Source organism: Streptomyces sp. HB132 (assembly GCF_016909575.1).
Taxonomy (GTDB): Bacteria; Actinomycetota; Actinomycetes; order Streptomycetales; family Streptomycetaceae; genus Streptomyces.
In genome coordinates this window covers 237,150-256,791 of the sequence record NZ_JAFBGA010000004.1, presented here as the reverse complement: position 1 = coordinate 256,791, position 19,642 = coordinate 237,150, and the positions used below count along the sequence as shown (strand labels likewise).

Below are 19,642 nucleotides of genomic sequence, written 5' to 3'. Positions count from 1 at the left end.
TCGTCCATGCCGGACTCCCCCGCCGGGCCTCCCGCCCCTCCCATCCCCCTGACCGAACTGCTCGGCAGGGAGGAGCTCGGGCTGCGCCGTATCGCGGGGCCGGAGCAGGCGGACCTGCTGTGGGTGCACACCTCGGAGATGGCCGACCCGTATCCGTATCTGCTCGGCGGTGAGCTGCTGCTGACCGCCGGGGTGCAGCGCACGGACGCGGACACCTATGTGGCCCGGCTCGTGCAGGCGGGGGCCGCGGCGCTCGGCTTCGGGTTGGCGCCGGTGCACGACACGGTGCCGTCCGACCTGGTGGAGGCGTGCGACCGGCACGGGCTGCCCCTGGTGGAGGTGCCCCCCGGGACCCGCTTCACCGCGATCGCCCGGGCCGTGTGGCAGCTGATGGCGCAGGCGCGGCACCGTGAGCTGCGCAGGGTGACCCGCGCCCAGCAGGCCCTGGCGACGGCGGCGGCCCGCCCCGACCCGGTGCCCGCGGTGCTGCGCCAGCTCGCCGTACAGCTGGACGGCCGGGTCGCGCTCCTCACGGCGGACGGCGGGGTGCTGCACACGGCGGGCGGGCGTCCGGCACCGGACGTGCGGACGGCACTGGCACGGCTGGCCCGGGTGGTGGCCCCAGCCGCGCCCACGGCCGGCACGGGCCCGGTGCCCGGCCGGACGCCGAGCCCGTCGTCGGCCACCGACACCCGGGACGGCACCCATCTGTTCGCGTACGCGCTCGGCGGCGGGCAGGGGATGGCCCTCGCCCTGGCGACACCCCGCCGCGACACCGGTGACCACACCGTGGCCGGGATCGCCGTCGTGCTGCTCTCCCTGCTCACCGCCCCGCACCAGGGCGCCGACACGGCGGGCCGCTCGGCGGCACTCGTGCGGCTCCTGCTGGGCGCGGCCCCCGAGGACGTGGCCCCGCTGCTGGGCGACGGCGACCCCTGGACGGTGGTGCACGCCCGCCGCGCCGACGGCGCCCCGGCCGACCCGCTGAACGCCGGGGCACTCGGCGCGGCACTGGGCTCGGCCCTGACGGACGTGGACCGCGAGACCGTACGCATCCTGCTCCCCGGCCCTCACGAGGCGGTGGCCCCGCAGCCCGGCTGGACCCTCGGCGTCTCCGGATCCGTCCCGGTGACCGCCCTGCCCGACGCCGAGGGCCAGGCATCCCGCGCCCTCGGCCACGCCGAGGCGACCCGCACCCCTCTGGCCACGCACCGACCCGGCGCCGGAGGCCTGGCCGACCTGATCCCTGCCGACCGCGCCGAGGCCCACGCCCGCACCCTGCTGGCCCCCCTCACCGAACCCCTGGCCGAAACCCTGCGGTGTTGGCTGGGCCTCCACGGCAACTGGGACCGCACAGCGGTGGCCCTGCGGATCCACCGCAACACGGTCCGCCAGCGCATCGCCCGGTGCGCGGCGCTGCTGGACGCGGACCTGGACGACATGGACGTGCGGACGGAGCTGTGGTTCGCGCTGCGCGACCGCGCGCCGGCCGGTCCCTGAATCCCGCCCCCACCGGCATGTCCGGCGACCCGTGCCCCACGTTCGGGACGACCACGGCAGACGCCACCGCCGGGGCGACGGACGACGCCGGCACGGGTTACGGCAGTCAGCTGCTGAAGTCGGCAGGGGTACGCCGACGCAGAATGGGCGACGCTCCACTGTTCGGGGTTCAACGAGCGCGACGCGCGTCGGACCGCTGAACTCGATCGAGTGATGTCGGGCCCTGCGCCTGACAGCTGATGTGTCGGGTCATCGGTTGTGTGGTGCGAGATTCCTGCAGGGCGGCGGTCCGAGGCGTACCAAGAAGGCTGCCGGGAGAGGGCGACCACCTCGGCGGCCCCTGAGTCCAGGTACCCGACCTGGAAGCCGTCGACCGGTGGTCACACCGGAGCCCGCCGGCCATCCGCCTGCTGGAACACGGAGAACGGTCGGAGGCGGCGATGATCGCCGTTCCCGGCTCTTCGTGCTCGATGTGCGAGTCGAGGAGTTCGGCACAAAACCTCGCGCGGGGGCGGCGGGGGCGGGGAACAGGCGCTCCTGAAGCCGCATCACTTGGGACCGAAGGCAATGAAGAAGGCCGTGCTCCCCACGATCCACAACAGAGTGATCACGCCACACCCGATGGCGCCCATCTTCAGGCATCCCGGAAACTCGCTTTTCCGAGGAGGCAGATTATGAGCCCGTCGCACGCCGTCTTCGACAGCGTTGGCGATCTCCCAGTCCTCGGGCCCGTCGTACCTCTGCCACTTCGCCATCTGAGCCCCATTCATAGTCTTCGGGAACAGCAAGGTAATGGACTCGACGTTTCCCGGGGACAGTCCGCGCAGCTTCAGCGAGACCCAACGAGCCATAGTCAGCAACGCATTGACAGCAGAACAGATTAACGATTCATGCACCTCAAGGGCGTCCGCTCACCGTCGCCGCCTGACTCGCGAACACCTGAACGGTGGGCAGACCTGAATAACAGCCATGGAACGACTCTCGCTCCGGCTTTCACATTCGGAATCAACTTTCGAACCAAACCGGCCACCATTCCCGGTTAGCGCAGTCGCGTACACCTCGGGGTCGCTTCTCAGCCGATTCCGATGGCCTCTGCGGTCAACACCGCGCCTCCGTCGCCGCGGAACAGGGAGCTACGCTCGGCGCCCGAGCAGAGATCGGCCGCAGCTCGGTCGGTGGCACGGTCGTGCTCGTCTCGGGAAGCGTTGCGGCACGCATGTCCGGGTCGACTGCGCGGCCTTACCGACTTCCGCCTGCGAGGCGCGGGTCCGGAGTCCGGAATCCGTGAGTCAACGGCGTGAAAGATAGAGCAACTTGGCGGCACACACCCGGGCCGGCTCAGGCGCCGCGTGCTCGCAGAATTCCTTCGACGCCCAGCAGGAAGGTCTCGGAGATCAGTTTCGGGTCGAAGAGGCAGCCCGCGGCCATGGCGCCGTCCCGGAGCATGACGAAGTGCCGCCCGGCTTCGGCGGCCGGAGCGTCGCCGACCCGCCCCAGCAGCTCGGTGACGGTGTCCAGGAACCACTGGCGGTGGGCCAGGACCGCTCGGTGAATGGGGTGGGCGGGGTCGGGGTATTCGGCTGCCGCGTTGAGGAAGGCACAGCCGCGGAACCCGGTGCTCTGAATGCCTTCGGTGATGAACCGACCGACCGCGCGGACCTCTTCGACCGAGGACGACTCGCCTGCCCGGGCCGCATCGGCCCCCGCCCGGAGTCCCCGGTCGGCCTGGTCGAGGTAAGCGAGGACGAGCTCTTCCTTGCCCGCGAAATGCCGGTACAGCGTGGCGCGGGTCACCTGCGCCTCCGCGATGATCCGGTCGACGCCGACGGAGTGGATCCCCTCCGCGTAGAAGAGTTCGGCCGCCGTGCCGAGCAGTCGCGCTCGCGCAGCCGACCTGCTGCCTCCCGTGCCCTCACTCATGAGAATCAGACTACCTCACCGACGAGGGAGAACGTTCGGTCTTGACAGCGCCGATCGCGCCCCTTTGAATACAGCACGAGACCGAACGTTCTCCCTCAGGTCTCGTCCTGCCGATGCCCGTGCAGCCCACGCCCGGCTGCGAGCGCTGCACGAGCGTCGGGATCAGCGCACACACCGAACAGGCCGATGCCCCACCCCGTGGTGGCCGGTCGCTCCGGCACGGCTACGCGTCCGGCCGAGCAAGCGGTGCGAGCCCCGCACGACCCAGCCGACCGACTTCAACACGCTCCGCCCGAAAGGAACTTCCGTGGACACTCTCGTCGGAACCGCCCCTGTCAGCGTTCCCGCCGCCCTGCGCAAGCTGTACTTCCTGCGCTTCGCGTTCGCCGCGGTGTGGGCCGCCGTTCTGTTCACGACCGCCGACACCCTGGGCGCGCCCACCGCCACGTTGCTGGTGATCTACCCCTTGTTCGACCTGGCGTGCGCGATCATCGACATCAGGTCCGCCCGGGTGAACGGCCAAGCGGTGCGCGGCCTGTACGTGAACGTCGCGCTCAGCGCCCTCACCGCCGCCGGTCTGGCCTTCGCCGCCACATCCGGCATCCCCGCCGTCCTGCGGGTCTGGGGCGCCTGGGCCGTCACCGCGGGCATCGTCCAGCTCGTCGTCGGCGCCGCCCGGCGCCGGCTCGGCGGTCAGTGGGCGATGATCGCCAGCGGCTTCATCTCCACCCTCGCCGGCGCCTCGTTCGCCGCCCAGGCGGGCAAGGACGGAGCCTCCCTGAGCAGTTTGGCCGGCTACGCCTTCCTCGGCGGCGTCTTCTTCCTCGTGTCCGCCCTCCGTCTGGGACGCACCCGCACGAAGGCGTGACCCAGGCCCCGCGCGCCACGGGCCCGTCGGGCCCGGACGGTGCCCGTGGTCTCCCGCGATGAACGACACCCGGCCTCCGTGGCCACGGACATGGGCATGAAGGCCGGGGGTGCAGGACCGCCGCCAGGCGGACTGCTCGGAGTCGCCACAGAGCCCCCGGCGGCCAGCCGTTCCGGCGCGCACACCGAGAGGGCGGCCGACGACTCACGAATGGCTGAGGATCACCGTCAGCGCCGTCACTTCCGCAAGGAGCTGCACGGCGAGCGCGATTCGGCGCACCCGCGCCTCCAACGCCACCAGCACGACGACACAGGCAACGGCACCCAGACTGATGCCGCACGTGAACAGCCATCCGGGAAGCGGTGAGCCGCACGCCTCGCCGTAGGTCAGACAGCGGCCGGCCGTTTCGGAGGAAAGGGTCAGCACCCCGACCACCAGTGCCGCGGGCAGGAAGAGGACGGCGGACAGGATGGACCGGAAGCGGGTGCGATCCGTGGCCTCTGCGGTCACGGGCTCGGGCAGTGGCGCTGTTTCCTTCATGCCTCGATCCAACGCCCGATCCCGGAGCGCCACACCGGTCGGCGTACTCAGAGCGTCGAGCGGAAGGTACTCAGGTGGCATGATCCTCGGGCCGGCCGACGGGCCGGGCCCGGCTGTCAGCCGGTACCCGCCCGCCTCCGGGCCACAGGCCTACGGTGATACGTGTCCCCGGGCTCCCGCCGACCGGCCCCGGGGGCGCGGTTCAGCCCTTGTTGACCTTGATGACGACGGTGCTGCACACCTTGTCGGCGAAGGTCTGCTTCTTCTCGTCCCACAGCGGCCACAGCCATCCGATGTAGCAGGCGACGCTGTCCAGGAGGTGAGCGAGCTTACGGACGAGCGCCATGCCGAAGCCCAGCGTCCGGCCGTCGGCCTCCTTGTGCACGCTGATGCCGACGACCTTCTTGCCGATCGACTGACCGGTCTTGCCCTCCAGGTAGAGCTGGTAGATGGCCATGCCGATGGTGTAGATCACGCCGATCAGGAAGAAGGGCCCGGGCTCGGCGTTCGCCGGGTCGTCGCTGCCGGCGAGGTCGATGAAGCCGAGCGCGTACATCGGGCCGACGATGATCAGCATGTCGAGCAGGTACCCGCCGACGCGCTGCCCCCAGTGGGCCAGCGGCGGCAGCCCTGCCCCCGGCATGCCGGGCATCCCGGCCGGCGGGTAGGCCCCGTACTGCTGCTGCGGATGGCCGTACTGAGGGGGCACGCCCTGCGGCGCCTGCTGCGGGTACCCGGGCTGACCTTGCGGAGGCTGCTGGCTGTACGGGTTGTTGGGATCGCCGAAGCTCATGGGGATGTTTCTCCAGTTCCAGATGGGGACGATGCGGCCTGAGCGGAGGGCTCTTTCACGCCACTGACTGTTGCCCCCGTGCAGCCGCGGTCCTGTGCGCGCGTCGCGTTGACAAGACCGGCCGCTCATCTAATCCGATCAACAGAGTTCGCGTCCACTGGATGTTCGGTGCCCGGCGACGTCGGCCGCCATGAAGGGCCGCTCACCGGGCGTTCACCGTGGACCACGACGTCGGGCGTCCCGTTTCCGCTCCTGGGGGAAGGTGAGCCGCGGGCGCCGGCACACGCCCGGCCACACCAGCACGCCCGACCTGAGGAGTCGCCCATGTCGACGTCTGTTCCCGGCCACCCGGGCCGTCACGGGCACGGGATTCACGGCCACGACCCTCTGTGCCCCGGGTCGGCCGGCCGGGCACCGCGCTTGGCCGGGCCGGGGGCAACCCTCGTACCTACAGGGGCGGATACGCCCGGGCGGCGCCGCTCCCGTCAGGCTTGAGGGACATCCGGAACAGAGTCCCCGCCTCACTGATCAGCAGGTCCGGTACGTGGTCCTCGTAGAAGCGGATCTGCCCGATGACGCCCTCGGAGCTGGAGTGCTGTGCCAGCCGCGCGAGGAGCGGGTCCAGGTCGGGGAGAGATTCTGCGTGCACTTCCTGGCGCGCGGTGAGAGCCCATCCGTGGGCTGTTCGGTGCAGCTCGCCCACCAGCAGGCCTCCGATGCGCGCCGCCGGTCCGCGCTCGGCGAGGAGGGGGAACACGTCGGCCGGTTCGGTCGGTTCTCCCGTCTCGACGCCCGCCGTCCCCTCCGGCAGCCCGGCGCCCGTACCGGTAGCGACGCCGAGATGACGTCCCAGCTCGTCCACGACAGCGCCGGGTGTCGTGGCACGAAGGTTCAGAGCGAGGTCGAGCGCGTACATGTCCCCCATCCCGGCAGCCTAGTCATTCGCGGTGGGCGGGGAAATGAGGGGAAACCGTTGCGGCACTCTGCTAGGAATCGAGTTCCCACCCAGCCGTGAGGACTTGGATGCCATGCCCCGTGCCGTCACACTCATCCGTTCCACCGCCCTGTCCGACGTGGCCGAGTACGCCTACGCGGCCACCGCCCCCGCCGAGGCCCGGTTGGTCTTCCTCGCCGGGGCGTGCCCGCTGAACGAGGACGGGTCCACGGCGGCCGTCGGTGACTACGCCGGCCAGGCGGCGAAGGCTCTCGAGAACATGCGGATCGCGCTCGCCGCGGCGGGGGCCGGCCTGCAGGACGTCGTGAGCACGCGCGTACTGGTGGCCTCCGCGCGGCAGGAGGACCTGGTGACCGCCTGGGAGGTGGTCCGGGACGCGTTCGGCGACCACGACGTCCCGAGCACGTTGCTCGGCGTCACCGTCCTCGGATACGCCGACCAACTGGTGGAGATCGAAGGTGTCGCCGCCGTGATCGACTCCTGACCCCCTGCTCCCCCGCCGCCTTCCCGATGGCGGGGGCGCTCCGGTCGATCCCCGGCCGTCAGGTCCCGGAGGGTGTTCGTCGAGGCGCAGGTGTGCGGGTCGGCGGGCGGAATGTATCCGCCGTGTATGCCCGCCCCCTTGAATCCCCGTGTCACCCGACGACAAGGGGAGAACCATGCAGAGGAATGTCCGCCGGTCGCTGATCACCACCAGCGCGTTCGCGGCCGCCGTGCTCACCGCTCCGGTCGCCGCCGCGGCGCCGGTCGTGGACTCGCCGGAAGCCGCCGTCGCCGCGCGGCCCGCGTTCAAGATGCCCTTCGAGTGCAACCAGACGTGGCTCGGCAGCAACTGGTCCGGGCACAGCCCCAAGCACTCGATCGACTGGAACCACTACGACGCGAACGGCACCCCGGACGACCTGGGTCGACGGGTGTTCGCGAGTGCCGGTGGCACGGTCCTCGACTCCTACTACTCGACCGGCGCCGGATACGGGAACACGATAGTCATCGGTCACGGGGGTGGCTGGCAGACGCGGTACGCCCATCTGAAGACGCGCTCGGTTAAAGCGGGCGACACGGTGAAGGTGGGACAGAAGATCGGCGAGGTCGGCAACACGTCCGCCCTCTACGACATCACCCCGCACCTGCACTACGAGCAGAAGCTCAACGGGGCGGTCGTCGTCGCGGTCGTCCAGGGTGTCACGTGGAGCGACTACCTCAAGCGCAACCAGGTCAGCAAGAACAGATGCTGACCCACCACCGGGCGCCGGCGGGAGGACCGACCGGCGCCCGGTGACCCCCGTGCCGGGTGCGGGTGCGACGGCGGTCGCACCCGCACCCGTCCCCGTCGGCACCGCTCAGCGCATCGAGCGGAGTTTGCCGTCCACCAGTCCGGCTTCGTCGGGCAGGCCCAGGCGGCGCCAGGTCGCGAGGGAGCGGTGGAAGTAGTGCCGCGCGGTCTGCTTGCGGCCGGTCGCGTCGTGCAACTCGCCGAGGAGGCCGGCGACCCGGGCCTCGGCCCGGCGGTCCCCGAGCTGCTGCTGCACGGCGAGTGCTCCGATCAACAGGGCCGACGCCTCACCGGCGTCGCCCTGCCGCAAGCAGAGTTCGGCGACGCTCTGCTGCACGTATGCGGCGCAGTGCAGGTCGGCCAGCTCGTCGAAGATGCCGAGGGCGCGCTCCAGTTCGCCGCGCGCCGACTGCGGTTCGCCGCGCAGTTCGTGCAGTACGGCGACCCTGCGGCGCACCTGAGCCTCGCGGTGCCGGTCCCCGTCGGCCCGGGACAGCTCCAGGGCCCCGCGCAGCCAGCCGGCCGCCGCCTCCGGGTCCTTGCGTTCCAGCCAGACGGATGCGATCGCGTTGCGTGCCACCGCTTCGCCGTGCCGGTCGCCGACCTCGGTGAAGTCCCGAAGCGCGGCGGTGAACGTCCCGAGCGCGGTGTCGAGATCGCCCATGACGCGGTGGACCGAGCCGGATCCCACCGCGGCGACCGCCTCCCCCGTCGGATGACCGAGCTCGGCGAAGAGCGCCCTGGCCCGGTCGAAGGAGGCGAGCGCGTCCGCGTACCGGTCCTGGTAGAGATGGAGCTGGCCGAGGTTGCGCAGCAGGGCCGCCGCCCTGACGTCGTCGTGATGCGGCATGGCGTCGAGCACGAGCCGGTGGGTCCGCAGCCAGTCCCCGTAGTAGCCGCGCATGTCGAAGAAGCCCGCCAGTTCGATCGCGAGGTCGGCGGCCCGGCCGGTCCGCCCGAGCCGGACGGCCGCGTCGACGGCTGCGACGAGGTTGCGGTGCTCACTCTCGAACCAGTCCACGGGCCGGGCGCGCACCGTACGGGCGACAGCGTGCGCCGGTCCCTCCGGCAGGCCCCGCTCGTCGGGCTCGCCCAGCACCCCGAGGAAGCGGGTGGGCATGGCGGCGTTGGCGGTGCGGGCGAGGGCGGCGAGCGCGTCTATGACGTGGAGGCGCCGGCGCAGCCGGACGTCCTGGTCGTCCGTCAGAGCCAGCTCCCGGGCGTAGGACCGCAGCAGATCATGCATGCGGTAGCGGTTCAGGCCGAGTTGGTCCCTCCCCACGACCTCGACCAGGTGTTCGTCCAGCAGGGTCTCCAGACCGCCCGCCGTCTCACTCCCCCGCCCGGTCGCCACGTCGACGAGCCAGCCCGGGACCGCGTCGTCGGGCAGGTCGCCGAACGTGCGGAAGGCGTGGGCTGCGGGCTCGGGCAGGTGGCGGTAGCTGAGTTCGGCACCGGCCCGCACCTCCAGCTCACCTGGGTGTACCGCCCCGAGGCGACCGCGCTCGTCGCGCAGCGAGTCGGCGAGTGTGCCGACGCTCCAGCCGGGCCGGTTCACGAGCCGGGCGGCCGCGATCCGCACCGCCAGCGGCAGTGAACCGCACTCGGCGAGGACGCGGTCGGCGTCGGCCCCTTCCCCGCGCAGCCGGTCAGCGCCGACGATGGCACCGAACAGGGCGCGGGCGTCGTCGTGCCGCATCAGCCCGAGTGGGCAGGCGTACGCCGGCAGGCCGGGCATCCGGCGCCGCGAGCTGACCAGCACCGCCGAACCTCCGGTGCCCGGGAGCAGCGGGCTCACCTGGTCACCGCCCAGGGCGTCGTCGAGCACGACGAGGAATCGCCGCTGGGCCAGCCGGGAGCGGAACATCGCCGCGCGTTCGCCCCGTTCACCGGGTATCGCGCTGTCGATGACGCCCAGGCCACGCAGCATCTCGGCCAGGACGTCCGCCGGCTCACGTGGGCACTCGCTCGTTCCGGCCAGGTCGACGAAGAGCTGCCCGTCGGGGAACGCGTCGCGCACCCGGTGGGCGACGTGCACGGCCAGCGTGGACTTCCCGGCGCCGGGCGGGCCCGACACGGCCGCGACCACGGGCTGCCGGCCGGCGGTGGACAGCAACCCCTCCAGATCGGCGACCTCGACAGCACGGCCGGTGAAATCGGGTATGTCCATGGGTAGTTGGCAGACAGGCGCGGCCGTTGCCACGCGGCGCCCGTCTGCGTAGCCGTTGACCTCGGCGCCGACGGCCCGCAGCGGTTCGCTCGGCTCGATCCCGAGCTCGGCGGCGATCACCTGCTCCGCCTCGGCGTACGCGGACCGTGCCTCGGCGCTGCGCCCCGCGTCGTTCAGCGCGTGTACGAGCATCTGCCACAGGTCCTCGCGCAGAGGACTCTCGACGAGCCGGGACCGGAGGCCGGAGACCAGGTGGGCGTAGTCCCCGAGGCGAAGCCGTAACTCCAGGCACTCGTCGACCGCGACCGAGCGCAGCCCCTCCAGACGTGTGATGGCCGGGTCCCACACCACGCTTGAGGGCACGTCCTGGAGGACCCCGCCGCGCCAGAGCCCCAGGGCCGATTCGTAGGCACGCAGTGCGGCGGCGTCCTCACCGCGGTCGCGGGCGGCACGGGCCGCCGCGAGCTGCTGCTCGAAGAGCAGCATGTCCACCTCGCCGGGTACGGCGTCCAGCGAGTAGCCGGAGGGCTCGGTACGCAGCCCGTCGACCGCTCCGGCGGGCAGCCGCTGTCGCAGCGTCCGCACATACGTACGCACGTTGGCGACCGCGGACCGAGGTGCGCCACCGGGCCACAAGACCTCCGTCAGCAGATCCAGCGAGACGAAGCCGTTCGGCTGGAGCAGCAGAGTCGCCAGTACGGCCCGGGGTTTGGCCCCTCCGATCCGTACCGGAACACCGTGCGTCCTCACCTGGAGAGGCCCCAGGACTCCGAATGTCGGCTCCCCCACCGCAGACCTCCGCCCTCTTGGCAACTGCGGTGCAGCGTAACGACGTTCGATTCCCGTCGATACGAAATCCAGGTGACGATCCCCACCCGATCCGTGTCGCGCTCGCCGTCGGATGCGACGTCCGGGCCGGGTTAACCGGCCCGGGACACGGAGCCCGCCGCTAACGGCCCGGTACGGCCCCCAGGCGCGCACCCCTGCTCTCCGCGATCCGGTGCACATCGCGCAGCGCCTCGGCCATGCGGGCCACGACGAACCGCAGTTGGGCCGACGTGACCTGGTGGTCGTCGAGCATGTCGGCCACATGGTCCAGCAGTTCGGCGGCCATCCCCAGCTGGACGCCTTCGACGTTGTCCGCGACGCGGGAGACGCATCCGGCCCCGTCACCGAGGACGTAGCAGGGCTTCCCCTCCGGGCCGGACCACGGCAGAAGCCTTGCCGAGCCGGATACCCGCCCGGTCACGCGGTCCTCTCCAGGCCACGGTTCGAGCAGTGCCTGAGGTCGATGCCGTACATCGCCAGCCACAGCGCGCGCTCCGGTGCGGGTCCCGGGCGGGTGTCGGGCTCAGGGGTCACGAGGACGGGAGGGGCGGGGATCCCGTACGCCGGCGGAGGAGGCTGCAGGAGACGCAGCAGCGCCTCCAGGATCCGGATGATGCAGTGCTGCACGTCGTCAACTCCGTTGCGGTGAGGGGGGATGCCCACGGCCGTGCCCATGGGCCGGCCTGGTCATCTGTCGCTGGGTAGCGATCCACTCACAGAGTGGGAGCGGTCGGACTAGGCTCGCCAGGGGTTCGTTGGTGACAAATGCTTCGTCACATGGGAGTTGACGTTGAGTAACAGCTATGGGGAGTGGTTCAGGGAACAGCGTCTGGCGGCCGGGCTGACCCAACAGGAACTGGCCGACGCGGCGGTCATGACCCGTTCGCACATCGCGCACATCGAGGCGGGTCGCCGGATTCCGTCGAAGGAGGACGCGCGACGGCTGGACGAGGCCCTGAACACGGGAAATGTGCTCAGCAGCTTCCTGCCGGACAGCGATGTAGCGGTTGCCGACTACTTCGAGGCGGCACGTCTGCTCGAACAACAGGCGGTTTTCATTCGCGAGTTCGCGTTGTCGTATGTCCCCGGCATTCTCCAGACGGAGGCGTACGCACGTGCGGTTCTGGGCACGTCGTTCCCTCCGATGGGTGAAGAGGAGCGTGACAAGCTCATCGTCACACGGCTCGAACGGGGGAAGATCCTCAATGATCCACTCACCCCCGCCGTTTGGGCACTGCTCGACGAGGCCGTGTTGCGCCGGGCGGTGGGCGGACCGGAGGTCATGGCGGCACAGATCTCACACATGGTCCGATTGGTCGAAACGGAGCGTGTGCGAGTACACGTGATGCCGCTCACCCTGGGCTTCCACCCCTTGATGGACGGCATGCTTACGCTGATGTCATTCGAGGATCAACCGCCCGTCGCATACGGGGAGGGATTGCGCATGGGAAAGGTGCACGATTCCCTGCCTGTCGTGCAGGAGTTGCAGGGCCGCTACGATCTCGCCCTGAGCGACGCACTGCCGCTGAAGGAGTCACTGGCTCTATTGAGGGCAACAGCAAAGGACTACGGCAACCATGACTGACCACGTCACCCCGATCGTCACTGCACCGAACGGCTGGCGGAAGTCATCCCACAGCAACAGCGAGGGCGGCAGTTGCGTGGAGGTCCTGGACGGACACCCCTCCGGCGTCCCCGTCCGCGACTCCAAAACACCCCACGGCCCCACCCTCCTCATACCGGCCGCAGGCTGGACCTCGTTCATCTACGCCGTCAGGACAGGGGACTTCACCCCCTGAGTGTTGCAGCCCGACCCCGCGACAGCGAAGGAAGGAGCACGCACACCGTGACTGAACACATCGCCCCCGACGCCTCCGTGCCTACCCGCTGGCGCAAGTCCTCGTACAGCGACAACCAGGGCGGCAGCTGCCTAGAGGCCCTGGACGGCCACCCCACCGGCATTCCGGTCCGCGACTCCAAGGCACTCCGCGGCCCCACCCTGCTGATTCCGGCTTCAGGCTGGTCGTCGTTCGTCTCCGCCGTCAAAGCGGGGCACCTCTCCCTGTGAGCGCCGGCCGCACCAGCCCCTGACGCGACTGCGAAGGATATGGACACCATGACCGAGCGCAGCATCCCGGCCGGTTCCGCCCCGAGCGGCTGGCGCAAGTCCACCTACAGCGGCCCCGAATCAGGCAGCTGCGTAGAGGTACTCGACAGCCACCCCTCCGGCGTCCCCGTCCGCGACTCCAAGTCACCCCACGGCCCCGCCCTGCTCCTCTCTGCCAAGAGCTGGGCTCCCTTCGTCTCCGCCGTCAAGACCGGGCGCCTCTCCGCCTGAACCCTCTACCGCCAAGGGCGCGCCGCCGACGCGCCCTTCGGGCGTTTCCCGGTTGCCCCAGTCCGCCCCCGCCGCTCTCACCCGGCGCCTACGGGAGCCGACCGGCAGCCCGTGCGGACTGCCGGAGGCTGCGGCACCGCCACCCCCAGCGAGGCGAAATGTCCGCCTTTTCAGCATGCGCAATCGAGGGTTGACCATTCACGGAACCGCCCCTAGGTTTCTCGCAACCCGCTGGTACATCGATTAACCACTCCGGTTAACGTCCTGGTTGGAGACATCCCGCTGTGCGCTCACCCCTGAGTCGGCGCGGTTTCATCGCCGCTGGTTCCGGCCTCGCCGCCGCTACCGCGCTGCCCGCAATGTCCGGCTGCTCCACGCTCGCCTCGGCCGATTCCGACCCCGGCACCCTGCTCGTCCACACCCAGCTCGGGACCACCGCGCCCGGCTCGCCCACCTACACCGCCGCCGTGAAGGACTTCGAGAAGGAGAACCCGGGACTCCGGGTCAAGAACCTCGTCAACGGCGACGACCTCCCCCAGGTCTACGAGACCTCGCGACTGGCCCGTAAGGAGCCGGACGTGGTCATGGTCAACCTGTACGACAAGACGCTGGCCTGGACCGACGTCGGCGCCACCGTCGACGTCAAGGGCTACCTCGATGACTGGGGACTGCGCGAACGCGTCCTGCCCGCCGCGCTGACCGAGTGGACCGACGACAAGGGCAGGCTCCGCGCCTTCCCGTACTTCGCCACCAACTGGCCCGTCGCCTTCAACACCCACCTGCTCGACCGGGCCGGCGTCGACTCCGTGCCCACCACCGGGGACCAGCTCATCGGTGCCGCCCGGAAGCTGCGGGCCAAGGGCATCGCGCCCGTCACCGTCGGCGGCAACGACTGGACCGGGCAGAAGCTGCTCGCCCAGATCATCCAGACCTTCCTCACCCCCGAGGAGGCCCGGCAGGTCTACACGACCGGCGACTTCAGCGGCAGCAGGGGCGCCCGCGCGGGCATCGACTACTTCGTGTCGTTGCGGGACGCCGGTGTCTTCGCCGACAAGGCGCAGGGGCTGACCTCCGACACGATGACCACGCAGTACAACACGGAGGCGGCGGCCATCCAGTCCGCGATGTCCTCCGCGCTGGCGAAGGTGCCGGCCGAGGCCGCCGGGCACACCGAGATCGGGGGCTGGCCGCTCGCTCCGGGCGCCGCCCACGAGAAGCCGACGATCCTGCGCTCGTACACACTCATCGGCTTCTGGATCAGCCCCAACGGGGTCAAGAAGCTGTCCTCGGTCGAGAAGTTCCTCCGCTTCATGTACCGCCCCGACGTGGTGTCCCGCTTCATCACCGAGAGCGGCCGGGACATGGCGCTCGTGACCGACACGGTCAGCAGGGACTTCCCGCTGGTGGCCGAGGCGCAGCGGCTCGGCGGCCGGGTCGGCCAGGCGCTCCTGCCCGACCTCTACGTCCCGCCGACCGCCACCCAGCCGCTGATCACCGCGACCAGCACCGCCTTCACCCGTGGGACGAGCGCGGCCTCCGTGCGCTCCGCCCTGGAATCCGCCTACCGCACGGCCTGATCCGCGCGCCCGAGCCTTTGCGAGTCCTGTCATGACGATGCTCTCGTCCGCCCCGGGCGGCGCCTCGGTCCGCGGACCGGCCGACCCCCAGCCATCCACCGCCGCCACCACGAAGCGCCGTACGCAGGGCGGTGTCATCCTCGCGGTGCCCGCGCTGGTCTGGTACCTGGTCTTCATGGTCGGCCCGCTGGTCGCCATCTTCGTCATCGCCGCGCTGCACTGGCCCGGGATGCTCCAGCCGGTGTCCTTCGCCGGCACCGGCAACGTCAGCGCCGTGTTCGACGACCCGGTCTTCTGGGAGGCGGTGCGCAACACCGCCGTACAGCTCGTCGTGGCCGTACCGCTGATGATCATCGGCGCGTACATGCTCGGGTACTACGTCGCGCAGAAGCCGCCGGGGCACCGCGTCCTGCGCTACCTGCTCTTCATCCCCGGGCTGATCTCCACCCCGGCCAAGGCGATGGTCTTCTACGCGGTGCTCTCCCCGGACGGCCTGCTCAACGGCGCGCTGGACGGCGTGGGCCTCGGCTCGATGACAGACGCCTGGCTCGCCTCGCCCTCCACCGCGCTCGCCTCCCTCATCCTCCTCGACGTGTGGAGCGGCATCGGGTTCACCGCCGTGCTGTTCGCCGCCCGGCTCGGCAGTGTGCCGGACGAGATCGGCGAGGCCGCGCAACTCGACGGAGCCGGGCACTGGCGCGCCATGTGGCGCATCCACTTCCCCGTCATACGCGACTTCGTGGGCGTCGTGACGATGCTCCAGTTCCTGTGGACGCTCTTCGGTTCGGCGCAGAACGTGCTGCTGCTGACCCAGGGCGGCCCGGGAAGCTCGTCGACGACGTTGTCCTTCCTCGTGTACCAGAAGGCGTTCATCGCGGCCGACCTCGGCTACAGCCAGACCGTCGGAGTGGTCCTCTTCCTGGTCGGCCTGGCCGGGCTGCTGACCATCCGTCGCGTCTTCCGCCAGAACTACTGATCGGAGCTGGTCCCATGAAGTTCGGAAGGTCCTGGCTGCCGGCGCACATCTTCGCCTGGCTGTACATGGTGCTGCTGGTCGTCCCCCTCTACTACCTGCTGGTCTCGGCGTTCAAGACGAACGACCAGATCTTCGGCAGCCCGTTCTCCCTCCCCACCTCCTTCTCCACGGCCAACTTCACCGAGTCGTTCTCCTCCGCGCACCTCGGCCCGGCCGTCCTCAACTCGATGCTCGTGACCGCCCTGGCGCTGGTCCTCACCCTGGCGCTCGCCATACCGGCGGCCTTCGCCATCGCCCGTACCGAGGGGCGGCTCGGGGCCCTGGTCGAGCGGGTGTTCTCGCTGGGCTTCCTGATCCCGACGTTCGCCGCGCTCTTCCCGACGTTCCTGCTCGCCGCCGCCACCGGTCTCTTCCACACCCGCGCGTTCATGGTGCTGTTCCTGCCGGCGACGGCGATGCCGCTGTCCGTCGTCATCCTCGTGCAGTTCATGCGGACGATCCCCCGCGAGATGGAGGAGGCGGCGCGCATGGACGGCGCTTCCACCTTCGCCGTCCTGCGGCACGTCTACACACCGATGTGCATGCCGGGGATCGCGACGATCCTGCTGCTGAACTTCCTGACCTTCTGGAACGAGTACCTCTACTCGCTCGTCATCATCGGCCCCGACCCTGACCTGCGGACCGTGCAGGTCGCTCTGCCCACGCTCAAGTCCCTGACGGGAACGGACTACGGCATCCTTACGGCGGGCACGGTGCTGACCCTGGTCCCGGTCTGGGTGGTCTACACCGTGCTCCAGAAGCGGATGCAGCAGGCTCTCGTCAGCGGGGCGGTGAAGATGTGAACAAACGTCTGGAGGGTCGTACCGTCGTACGCCCCACGATCAAGGCCGTGGCGGCGGCAGCGGGGGTGTCCACCGCGGCGGTGTCCCAGGCCGTCAACGGCACCGGCCGGATCTCGGAGGCCACCCGCCGCCGGGTCATGGACGCGGCCACGGAACTCGGCTGGTCCCCCAGCGCATCCGCGACCGCGCTGCGCAGGGCCAGGACACGGACGATCGCGCTCGTCGTCCGGCGGCCCACCGATGTGCTGGGCTCCGACCCGCACTTCAGTGAGCTGATCACGGGCCTGGAGGGCGAACTCGCTCCACGCGGTTACGGTCTGCTGCTCCACCTGGTCGCCGACATGGCGCAGGAGAACGCGCTGTACGAACGCCTGGTCGCGGAGGGCCGCATAGACGGCGCCGTCCTGACCGACGCCCGCGCCGACGACCCGCGCCCGGACCTGCTGCGCGGCCTCGGGCTGCCGGCCGTCCTGCTGGGCGCCCCCGACGCCGAGTCGCCCGTGCCCCTGGTGGGCCTCGGGCAGCAGGGGGCGGGTGTCCGGGAGGCGGTCGCCCATCTGCTGGAGCTCGGGCACCGGCGCGTCGCGTACGTCGCCGGGCCGGCCGAACTGCTGCACACCCGGCTCCGGTTGAGCGCCTTCGAGGAGGCTCTGGCCGATGCCGGTCTGCGCCCCGTCGCCGTACGGCACAGCGACTTCACCGAGCAGGCGGCCGTCGACGTCACCGAGGAACTGCTCGCCCTGCCCGACCGGCCGACCGCCCTCGTCTTCCCCAACGACTCCATGGCGGTCTGCGGCATCGGCACCGCCCAGCGCGCCGGTCTCCGGGTGCCCGGCGACCTGTCGGTGGTCGGGTACGACAACCTCTCGCTCGGCCGCTGGGTCCACCCCCGGCTCACCACCGTCGACCAGCAGGTGCAGCGCGTCGGCGCGGCCGCCGCCCGCACCCTGCTCGTCGGCTGCGGCGAGGACGTACCTCCGCCCGTGCTCGACGGCCGCCCCCGTCTGGTCGTACGCGAATCGACCGGCCCCCTGCCGTCCCCGACCTGAACCGCCGCACCACCACGGCACCCCCCGCACACCGAAGAGGACCTGTAGAACCATGCGACGCCACAGCGCCCAGCTCACCCACGACTCCGCCGTGCTCCCGTGGCTCGGGGCCAACTTCTGGTCCCGCACCGGTGGTCCGCTGATGTGGCGGAACTACGAGCCGAAGACGGTGCGCGAGGAGCTGGGCGTGCTCAGGGAGCACGGCCTTAACATGACGCGGTCGTTCTTCTACTGGCCCGACTTCCACCCGGAGCCGGGCCGCGTCGACGAGGAACTCTGCGACCGTTTCCGCGACTTCCTGGACGCCCACCACGAGCTGGGCATGGGCACGGTTCCCACCTTCATCGTCGGCCACATGTCGGGCGAGAACTGGGACCCGGCCTGGCGTGGTGACCGGGACCTCTACGAGGACGTGTGGCTCGTCGGCCGGCAGGCGTGGTTCGTCTCCCAGATGACCCGCCGCTTCAAGGACCACCCGGCGGTCACCGGCTGGCTGATCACCAACGAGATGCCCGGCTACGGCCGTGTCTACCAGGTCGACCCTCCGTCCAGCGATGTCGTCACCGCCTGGGCGCAGTTCATGTGCGACGCCGTGCGCGCGGCGGGCGGCACCCAGCCGGTGTCGCTCGGCGACGGGGCCTGGGGCATCGAGGTGACAGGCCGCGACAACGGTTTCTCGCTGCGGGAGACCGCCGAGTACGTCGACTTCGTGGGGCCGCACGTCTACCGCTCGGACACGGACCGGCCGCGCCAGCACTACCGGGCCGCGTTCGAGTGCGAGCTGGCCGCCGTGACGGGTCAGCCGGTCGTCCTGGAGGAGTTCGGGCTCTCCACCGACGTCGTCTCGGCGGCGAACGCCGGGATCTTCTACCGGCAGACCCTGCACAACTCGCTGCTCGGCGGGGCGACCGGCTGGATGGCCTGGAACAACACGGACTACGACGACCTGTGGGAGCAGTCGCCGTACGACCACCACCCCTTCGAGATGCACTTCGGGATCACCGACAGCGCGGGCCGCCCCAAGGAGCCGCTGCGCGAACTGGCCTCCTTCGCGAAGGTCCTGGAGCAGGTCGACTTCCCGCGCTGCCGCCGCACCGACGCGGACGCGGCCCTCGTCGTGCCGGCGTTCCTGGAACGGGGCTACCCCTACAGCAGGCCCGCCGACCGCCCGCTGATCTTCACCTCGCTGCACCAGGGCTACGTGGCGGCGCGGGGTGCCGATCTGCCGGTGGCGTTCGCCCGGGAGGCGGACGGGCTGCCGGACGACGCCTCGCTGTACCTGCTGCCCTCGACCCGTCAGCTGACGACCCGCACCCGCCGCGCGCTGGAGCGCAGGGCCAAGGAGGGGGCGACGGTCTATCTGTCGTTCTGCTCGGGCGAGTACCCGACGACCCGTGGCCCGTGGTTCCACGACCTGGACGGGCTGTTCGGGGTGGAGCTCCAGCTATCGTACGGGGTCGCGGAGCCGATCGAGGACGACGTCCTGGAGATGACGTTCACCGAGGACTTCGGTTCGATAGCGGCGGGCGAGGTGCTGACCTTCCCGGTCGCGGGCAACGAGGACAGCCGCGCCTATCTGCCCGTCGTCGCCGACGGCGCCCGGGTCGTCGCCACCGACGCGCACGGCCGCCCGGCACTGCTGCGGTACGAGACGGGCGCGGGCCGCACGGTCCTGGCCACGTATCCGCTGGAGCACATGGCGGCGCGCACCGCCCGCGCCAATCCGGAGCGGACGCACCGGCTGTACGCGGCTCTGGCGGAACTCGCGGGCGCCGCCCGCCCGGTGACCGTCGACACCCCGTACGTCAGCGCCGACACCCTGGTCCGCGAGGACGGCACGCGATTCGTGTGGCTGGTGAGCCAGTCCGGCGAGGAGCTGACCGTGCGCCCGGCGGCGGACGGTCAGCTGCGCGAGCTGACCGGCGGGGACCCGGTGCGGGACGTGACCCTGGCCCCGTACGGGGTGCGCGTACTCGAACTGCGCTGACCGTCCACGCCCTTCCCGACCCTTCG

Annotated in this window: 20 protein-coding genes; 13 read left to right on the top strand and 7 right to left on the bottom strand. The window is 70.7% G+C overall.

The window, feature by feature from the left end; genetic code table 11:
• Window positions 1-6: 6 nt before the first annotated feature.
• The gene (locus JOC24_RS12105; protein ID WP_205020224.1) at window positions 7-1,500 is read left to right on the top strand and encodes a PucR family transcriptional regulator; all 1,494 of its coding nucleotides are present in this window, start codon (window positions 7-9) and stop codon (window positions 1,498-1,500) included.
• A 1,338-nt stretch (window positions 1,501-2,838) separates the two neighbouring features.
• Here JOC24_RS12105 and JOC24_RS12100 read toward each other — a convergent pair.
• The gene (locus JOC24_RS12100; protein ID WP_205020223.1) at window positions 2,839-3,420 is read right to left on the bottom strand and encodes a TetR/AcrR family transcriptional regulator; all 582 of its coding nucleotides are present in this window, start codon (window positions 3,418-3,420) and stop codon (window positions 2,839-2,841) included.
• A gap of 307 nt (window positions 3,421-3,727) precedes the next feature.
• Here JOC24_RS12100 and JOC24_RS12095 point away from each other — a divergent pair, with 307 nt between their 5' ends.
• Window positions 3,728-4,288 (top strand): hypothetical protein, encoded by a 561-nt coding sequence (locus JOC24_RS12095; protein ID WP_205020222.1) that lies wholly within the window; start codon window positions 3,728-3,730, stop codon window positions 4,286-4,288.
• 204 nt (window positions 4,289-4,492) lie between these two features.
• On the opposite strand, the gene JOC24_RS12090 is transcribed toward JOC24_RS12095, so the two are convergent.
• The 3 genes from JOC24_RS12090 to JOC24_RS12080 all read right to left on the bottom strand — a co-directional run bounded on the left by JOC24_RS12090 (window position 4,493) and on the right by JOC24_RS12080 (window position 6,546).
• Window positions 4,493-4,828, bottom strand: a complete 336-nt coding sequence (locus JOC24_RS12090) for a hypothetical protein (RefSeq protein ID WP_205020221.1) — start codon at window positions 4,826-4,828, stop codon at window positions 4,493-4,495.
• Window positions 4,829-5,030: 202 nt separating this feature from the next.
• Window positions 5,031-5,621, bottom strand: coding sequence for an RDD family protein (locus tag JOC24_RS12085; protein ID WP_205020220.1), 591 nt, complete (start codon window positions 5,619-5,621; stop codon window positions 5,031-5,033).
• A gap of 448 nt (window positions 5,622-6,069) precedes the next feature.
• Window positions 6,070-6,546, bottom strand: a complete 477-nt coding sequence (locus JOC24_RS12080) for a hypothetical protein (protein WP_205020219.1) — start codon at window positions 6,544-6,546, stop codon at window positions 6,070-6,072.
• 103 nt (window positions 6,547-6,649) lie between these two features.
• Between JOC24_RS12080 and JOC24_RS12075 the strand changes: the two genes are divergently transcribed.
• Together JOC24_RS12075 and JOC24_RS12070 are read left to right on the top strand one after the other, a co-directional pair.
• Complete coding sequence (locus JOC24_RS12075; protein WP_205020218.1) at window positions 6,650-7,060, top strand: RidA family protein; 411 nt, start codon at window positions 6,650-6,652, stop codon at window positions 7,058-7,060.
• Window positions 7,061-7,235: 175 nt separating this feature from the next.
• Window positions 7,236-7,811, top strand: coding sequence for a M23 family metallopeptidase (locus tag JOC24_RS12070; RefSeq protein ID WP_205020217.1), 576 nt, complete (start codon window positions 7,236-7,238; stop codon window positions 7,809-7,811).
• 105 nt (window positions 7,812-7,916) lie between these two features.
• On the opposite strand, the gene JOC24_RS12065 is transcribed toward JOC24_RS12070, so the two are convergent.
• From JOC24_RS12065 to JOC24_RS12055, 3 genes are all read right to left on the bottom strand, one after another.
• Window positions 7,917-10,808 carry an AfsR/SARP family transcriptional regulator gene (locus tag JOC24_RS12065; protein ID WP_205020216.1) on the bottom strand — a complete coding sequence of 964 codons (2,892 nt, stop codon included), beginning with the start codon at window positions 10,806-10,808 and terminating at the stop codon, window positions 7,917-7,919.
• A gap of 160 nt (window positions 10,809-10,968) precedes the next feature.
• Complete coding sequence (locus JOC24_RS12060) at window positions 10,969-11,268, bottom strand: hypothetical protein (RefSeq protein WP_205020215.1); 300 nt, start codon at window positions 11,266-11,268, stop codon at window positions 10,969-10,971.
• The gene (locus JOC24_RS12055) at window positions 11,265-11,474 is read right to left on the bottom strand and encodes a hypothetical protein (RefSeq protein ID WP_205020214.1); all 210 of its coding nucleotides are present in this window, start codon (window positions 11,472-11,474) and stop codon (window positions 11,265-11,267) included. Before JOC24_RS12055 ends, JOC24_RS12060 begins: the two co-directional genes overlap by 4 nt.
• 163 nt (window positions 11,475-11,637) lie before the next feature.
• Here JOC24_RS12055 and JOC24_RS12050 point away from each other — a divergent pair, with 163 nt between their 5' ends.
• From JOC24_RS12050 to JOC24_RS12010, 9 genes are all read left to right on the top strand, one after another.
• The gene (locus tag JOC24_RS12050) at window positions 11,638-12,432 is read left to right on the top strand and encodes a helix-turn-helix domain-containing protein (protein WP_205020213.1); all 795 of its coding nucleotides are present in this window, start codon (window positions 11,638-11,640) and stop codon (window positions 12,430-12,432) included.
• Window positions 12,425-12,646: a DUF397 domain-containing protein gene (locus JOC24_RS12045; RefSeq protein ID WP_205020212.1), complete on the top strand. Its 222-nt coding sequence runs from the start codon at window positions 12,425-12,427 to the stop codon at window positions 12,644-12,646. Before JOC24_RS12050 ends, JOC24_RS12045 begins: the two co-directional genes overlap by 8 nt.
• Before the next feature lie 47 nt (window positions 12,647-12,693).
• Window positions 12,694-12,915: a DUF397 domain-containing protein gene (locus JOC24_RS12040; RefSeq protein WP_205020211.1), complete on the top strand. Its 222-nt coding sequence runs from the start codon at window positions 12,694-12,696 to the stop codon at window positions 12,913-12,915.
• Between the two features lie 48 nt (window positions 12,916-12,963).
• Window positions 12,964-13,185 (top strand): DUF397 domain-containing protein, encoded by a 222-nt coding sequence (locus tag JOC24_RS12035; RefSeq protein ID WP_205020210.1) that lies wholly within the window; start codon window positions 12,964-12,966, stop codon window positions 13,183-13,185.
• A 284-nt stretch (window positions 13,186-13,469) separates the two neighbouring features.
• Complete coding sequence (locus tag JOC24_RS12030; protein ID WP_205020209.1) at window positions 13,470-14,762, top strand: ABC transporter substrate-binding protein; 1,293 nt, start codon at window positions 13,470-13,472, stop codon at window positions 14,760-14,762.
• A gap of 31 nt (window positions 14,763-14,793) precedes the next feature.
• Window positions 14,794-15,738, top strand: a complete 945-nt coding sequence (locus tag JOC24_RS12025) for a carbohydrate ABC transporter permease (RefSeq protein WP_205020208.1) — start codon at window positions 14,794-14,796, stop codon at window positions 15,736-15,738.
• A gap of 14 nt (window positions 15,739-15,752) precedes the next feature.
• Entirely contained in the window at window positions 15,753-16,580 is an 828-nt protein-coding gene (locus tag JOC24_RS12020; protein WP_205020207.1) for a carbohydrate ABC transporter permease, read from the top strand.
• On the top strand, window positions 16,577-17,629 hold the full coding sequence (locus JOC24_RS12015) for a LacI family DNA-binding transcriptional regulator (protein ID WP_205020206.1): 1,053 nt from the start codon (window positions 16,577-16,579) through the stop codon (window positions 17,627-17,629). Before JOC24_RS12020 ends, JOC24_RS12015 begins: the two co-directional genes overlap by 4 nt.
• Window positions 17,630-17,681: 52 nt before the next feature.
• Window positions 17,682-19,616: a glycoside hydrolase 5 family protein gene (locus JOC24_RS12010; RefSeq protein ID WP_205020205.1), complete on the top strand. Its 1,935-nt coding sequence runs from the start codon at window positions 17,682-17,684 to the stop codon at window positions 19,614-19,616.
• Window positions 19,617-19,642: the final 26 nt, after the last annotated feature.

Coding starts and splice junctions, on each gene's coding strand:
- JOC24_RS12035 (WP_205020210.1), top strand. CDS start 12,964: ATGACCGAGCGCAGCATCCCGGCCGGTTCCGCCCCGAGCGGCTGGCGC.
- JOC24_RS12045 (WP_205020212.1), top strand. CDS start 12,425: ATGACTGACCACGTCACCCCGATCGTCACTGCACCGAACGGCTGGCGG.
- JOC24_RS12075 (WP_205020218.1), top strand. CDS start 6,650: ATGCCCCGTGCCGTCACACTCATCCGTTCCACCGCCCTGTCCGACGTG.
- JOC24_RS12025 (WP_205020208.1), top strand. CDS start 14,794: ATGACGATGCTCTCGTCCGCCCCGGGCGGCGCCTCGGTCCGCGGACCG.
- JOC24_RS12010 (WP_205020205.1), top strand. CDS start 17,682: ATGCGACGCCACAGCGCCCAGCTCACCCACGACTCCGCCGTGCTCCCG.
- JOC24_RS12070 (WP_205020217.1), top strand. CDS start 7,236: ATGCAGAGGAATGTCCGCCGGTCGCTGATCACCACCAGCGCGTTCGCG.
- JOC24_RS12105 (WP_205020224.1), top strand. CDS start 7: ATGCCGGACTCCCCCGCCGGGCCTCCCGCCCCTCCCATCCCCCTGACC.
- JOC24_RS12100 (WP_205020223.1), bottom strand. CDS start 3,420: ATGAGTGAGGGCACGGGAGGCAGCAGGTCGGCTGCGCGAGCGCGACTG.
- JOC24_RS12020 (WP_205020207.1), top strand. CDS start 15,753: ATGAAGTTCGGAAGGTCCTGGCTGCCGGCGCACATCTTCGCCTGGCTG.
- JOC24_RS12080 (WP_205020219.1), bottom strand. CDS start 6,546: ATGGGGGACATGTACGCGCTCGACCTCGCTCTGAACCTTCGTGCCACG.
- JOC24_RS12090 (WP_205020221.1), bottom strand. CDS start 4,828: ATGAAGGAAACAGCGCCACTGCCCGAGCCCGTGACCGCAGAGGCCACG.
- JOC24_RS12085 (WP_205020220.1), bottom strand. CDS start 5,621: ATGAGCTTCGGCGATCCCAACAACCCGTACAGCCAGCAGCCTCCGCAA.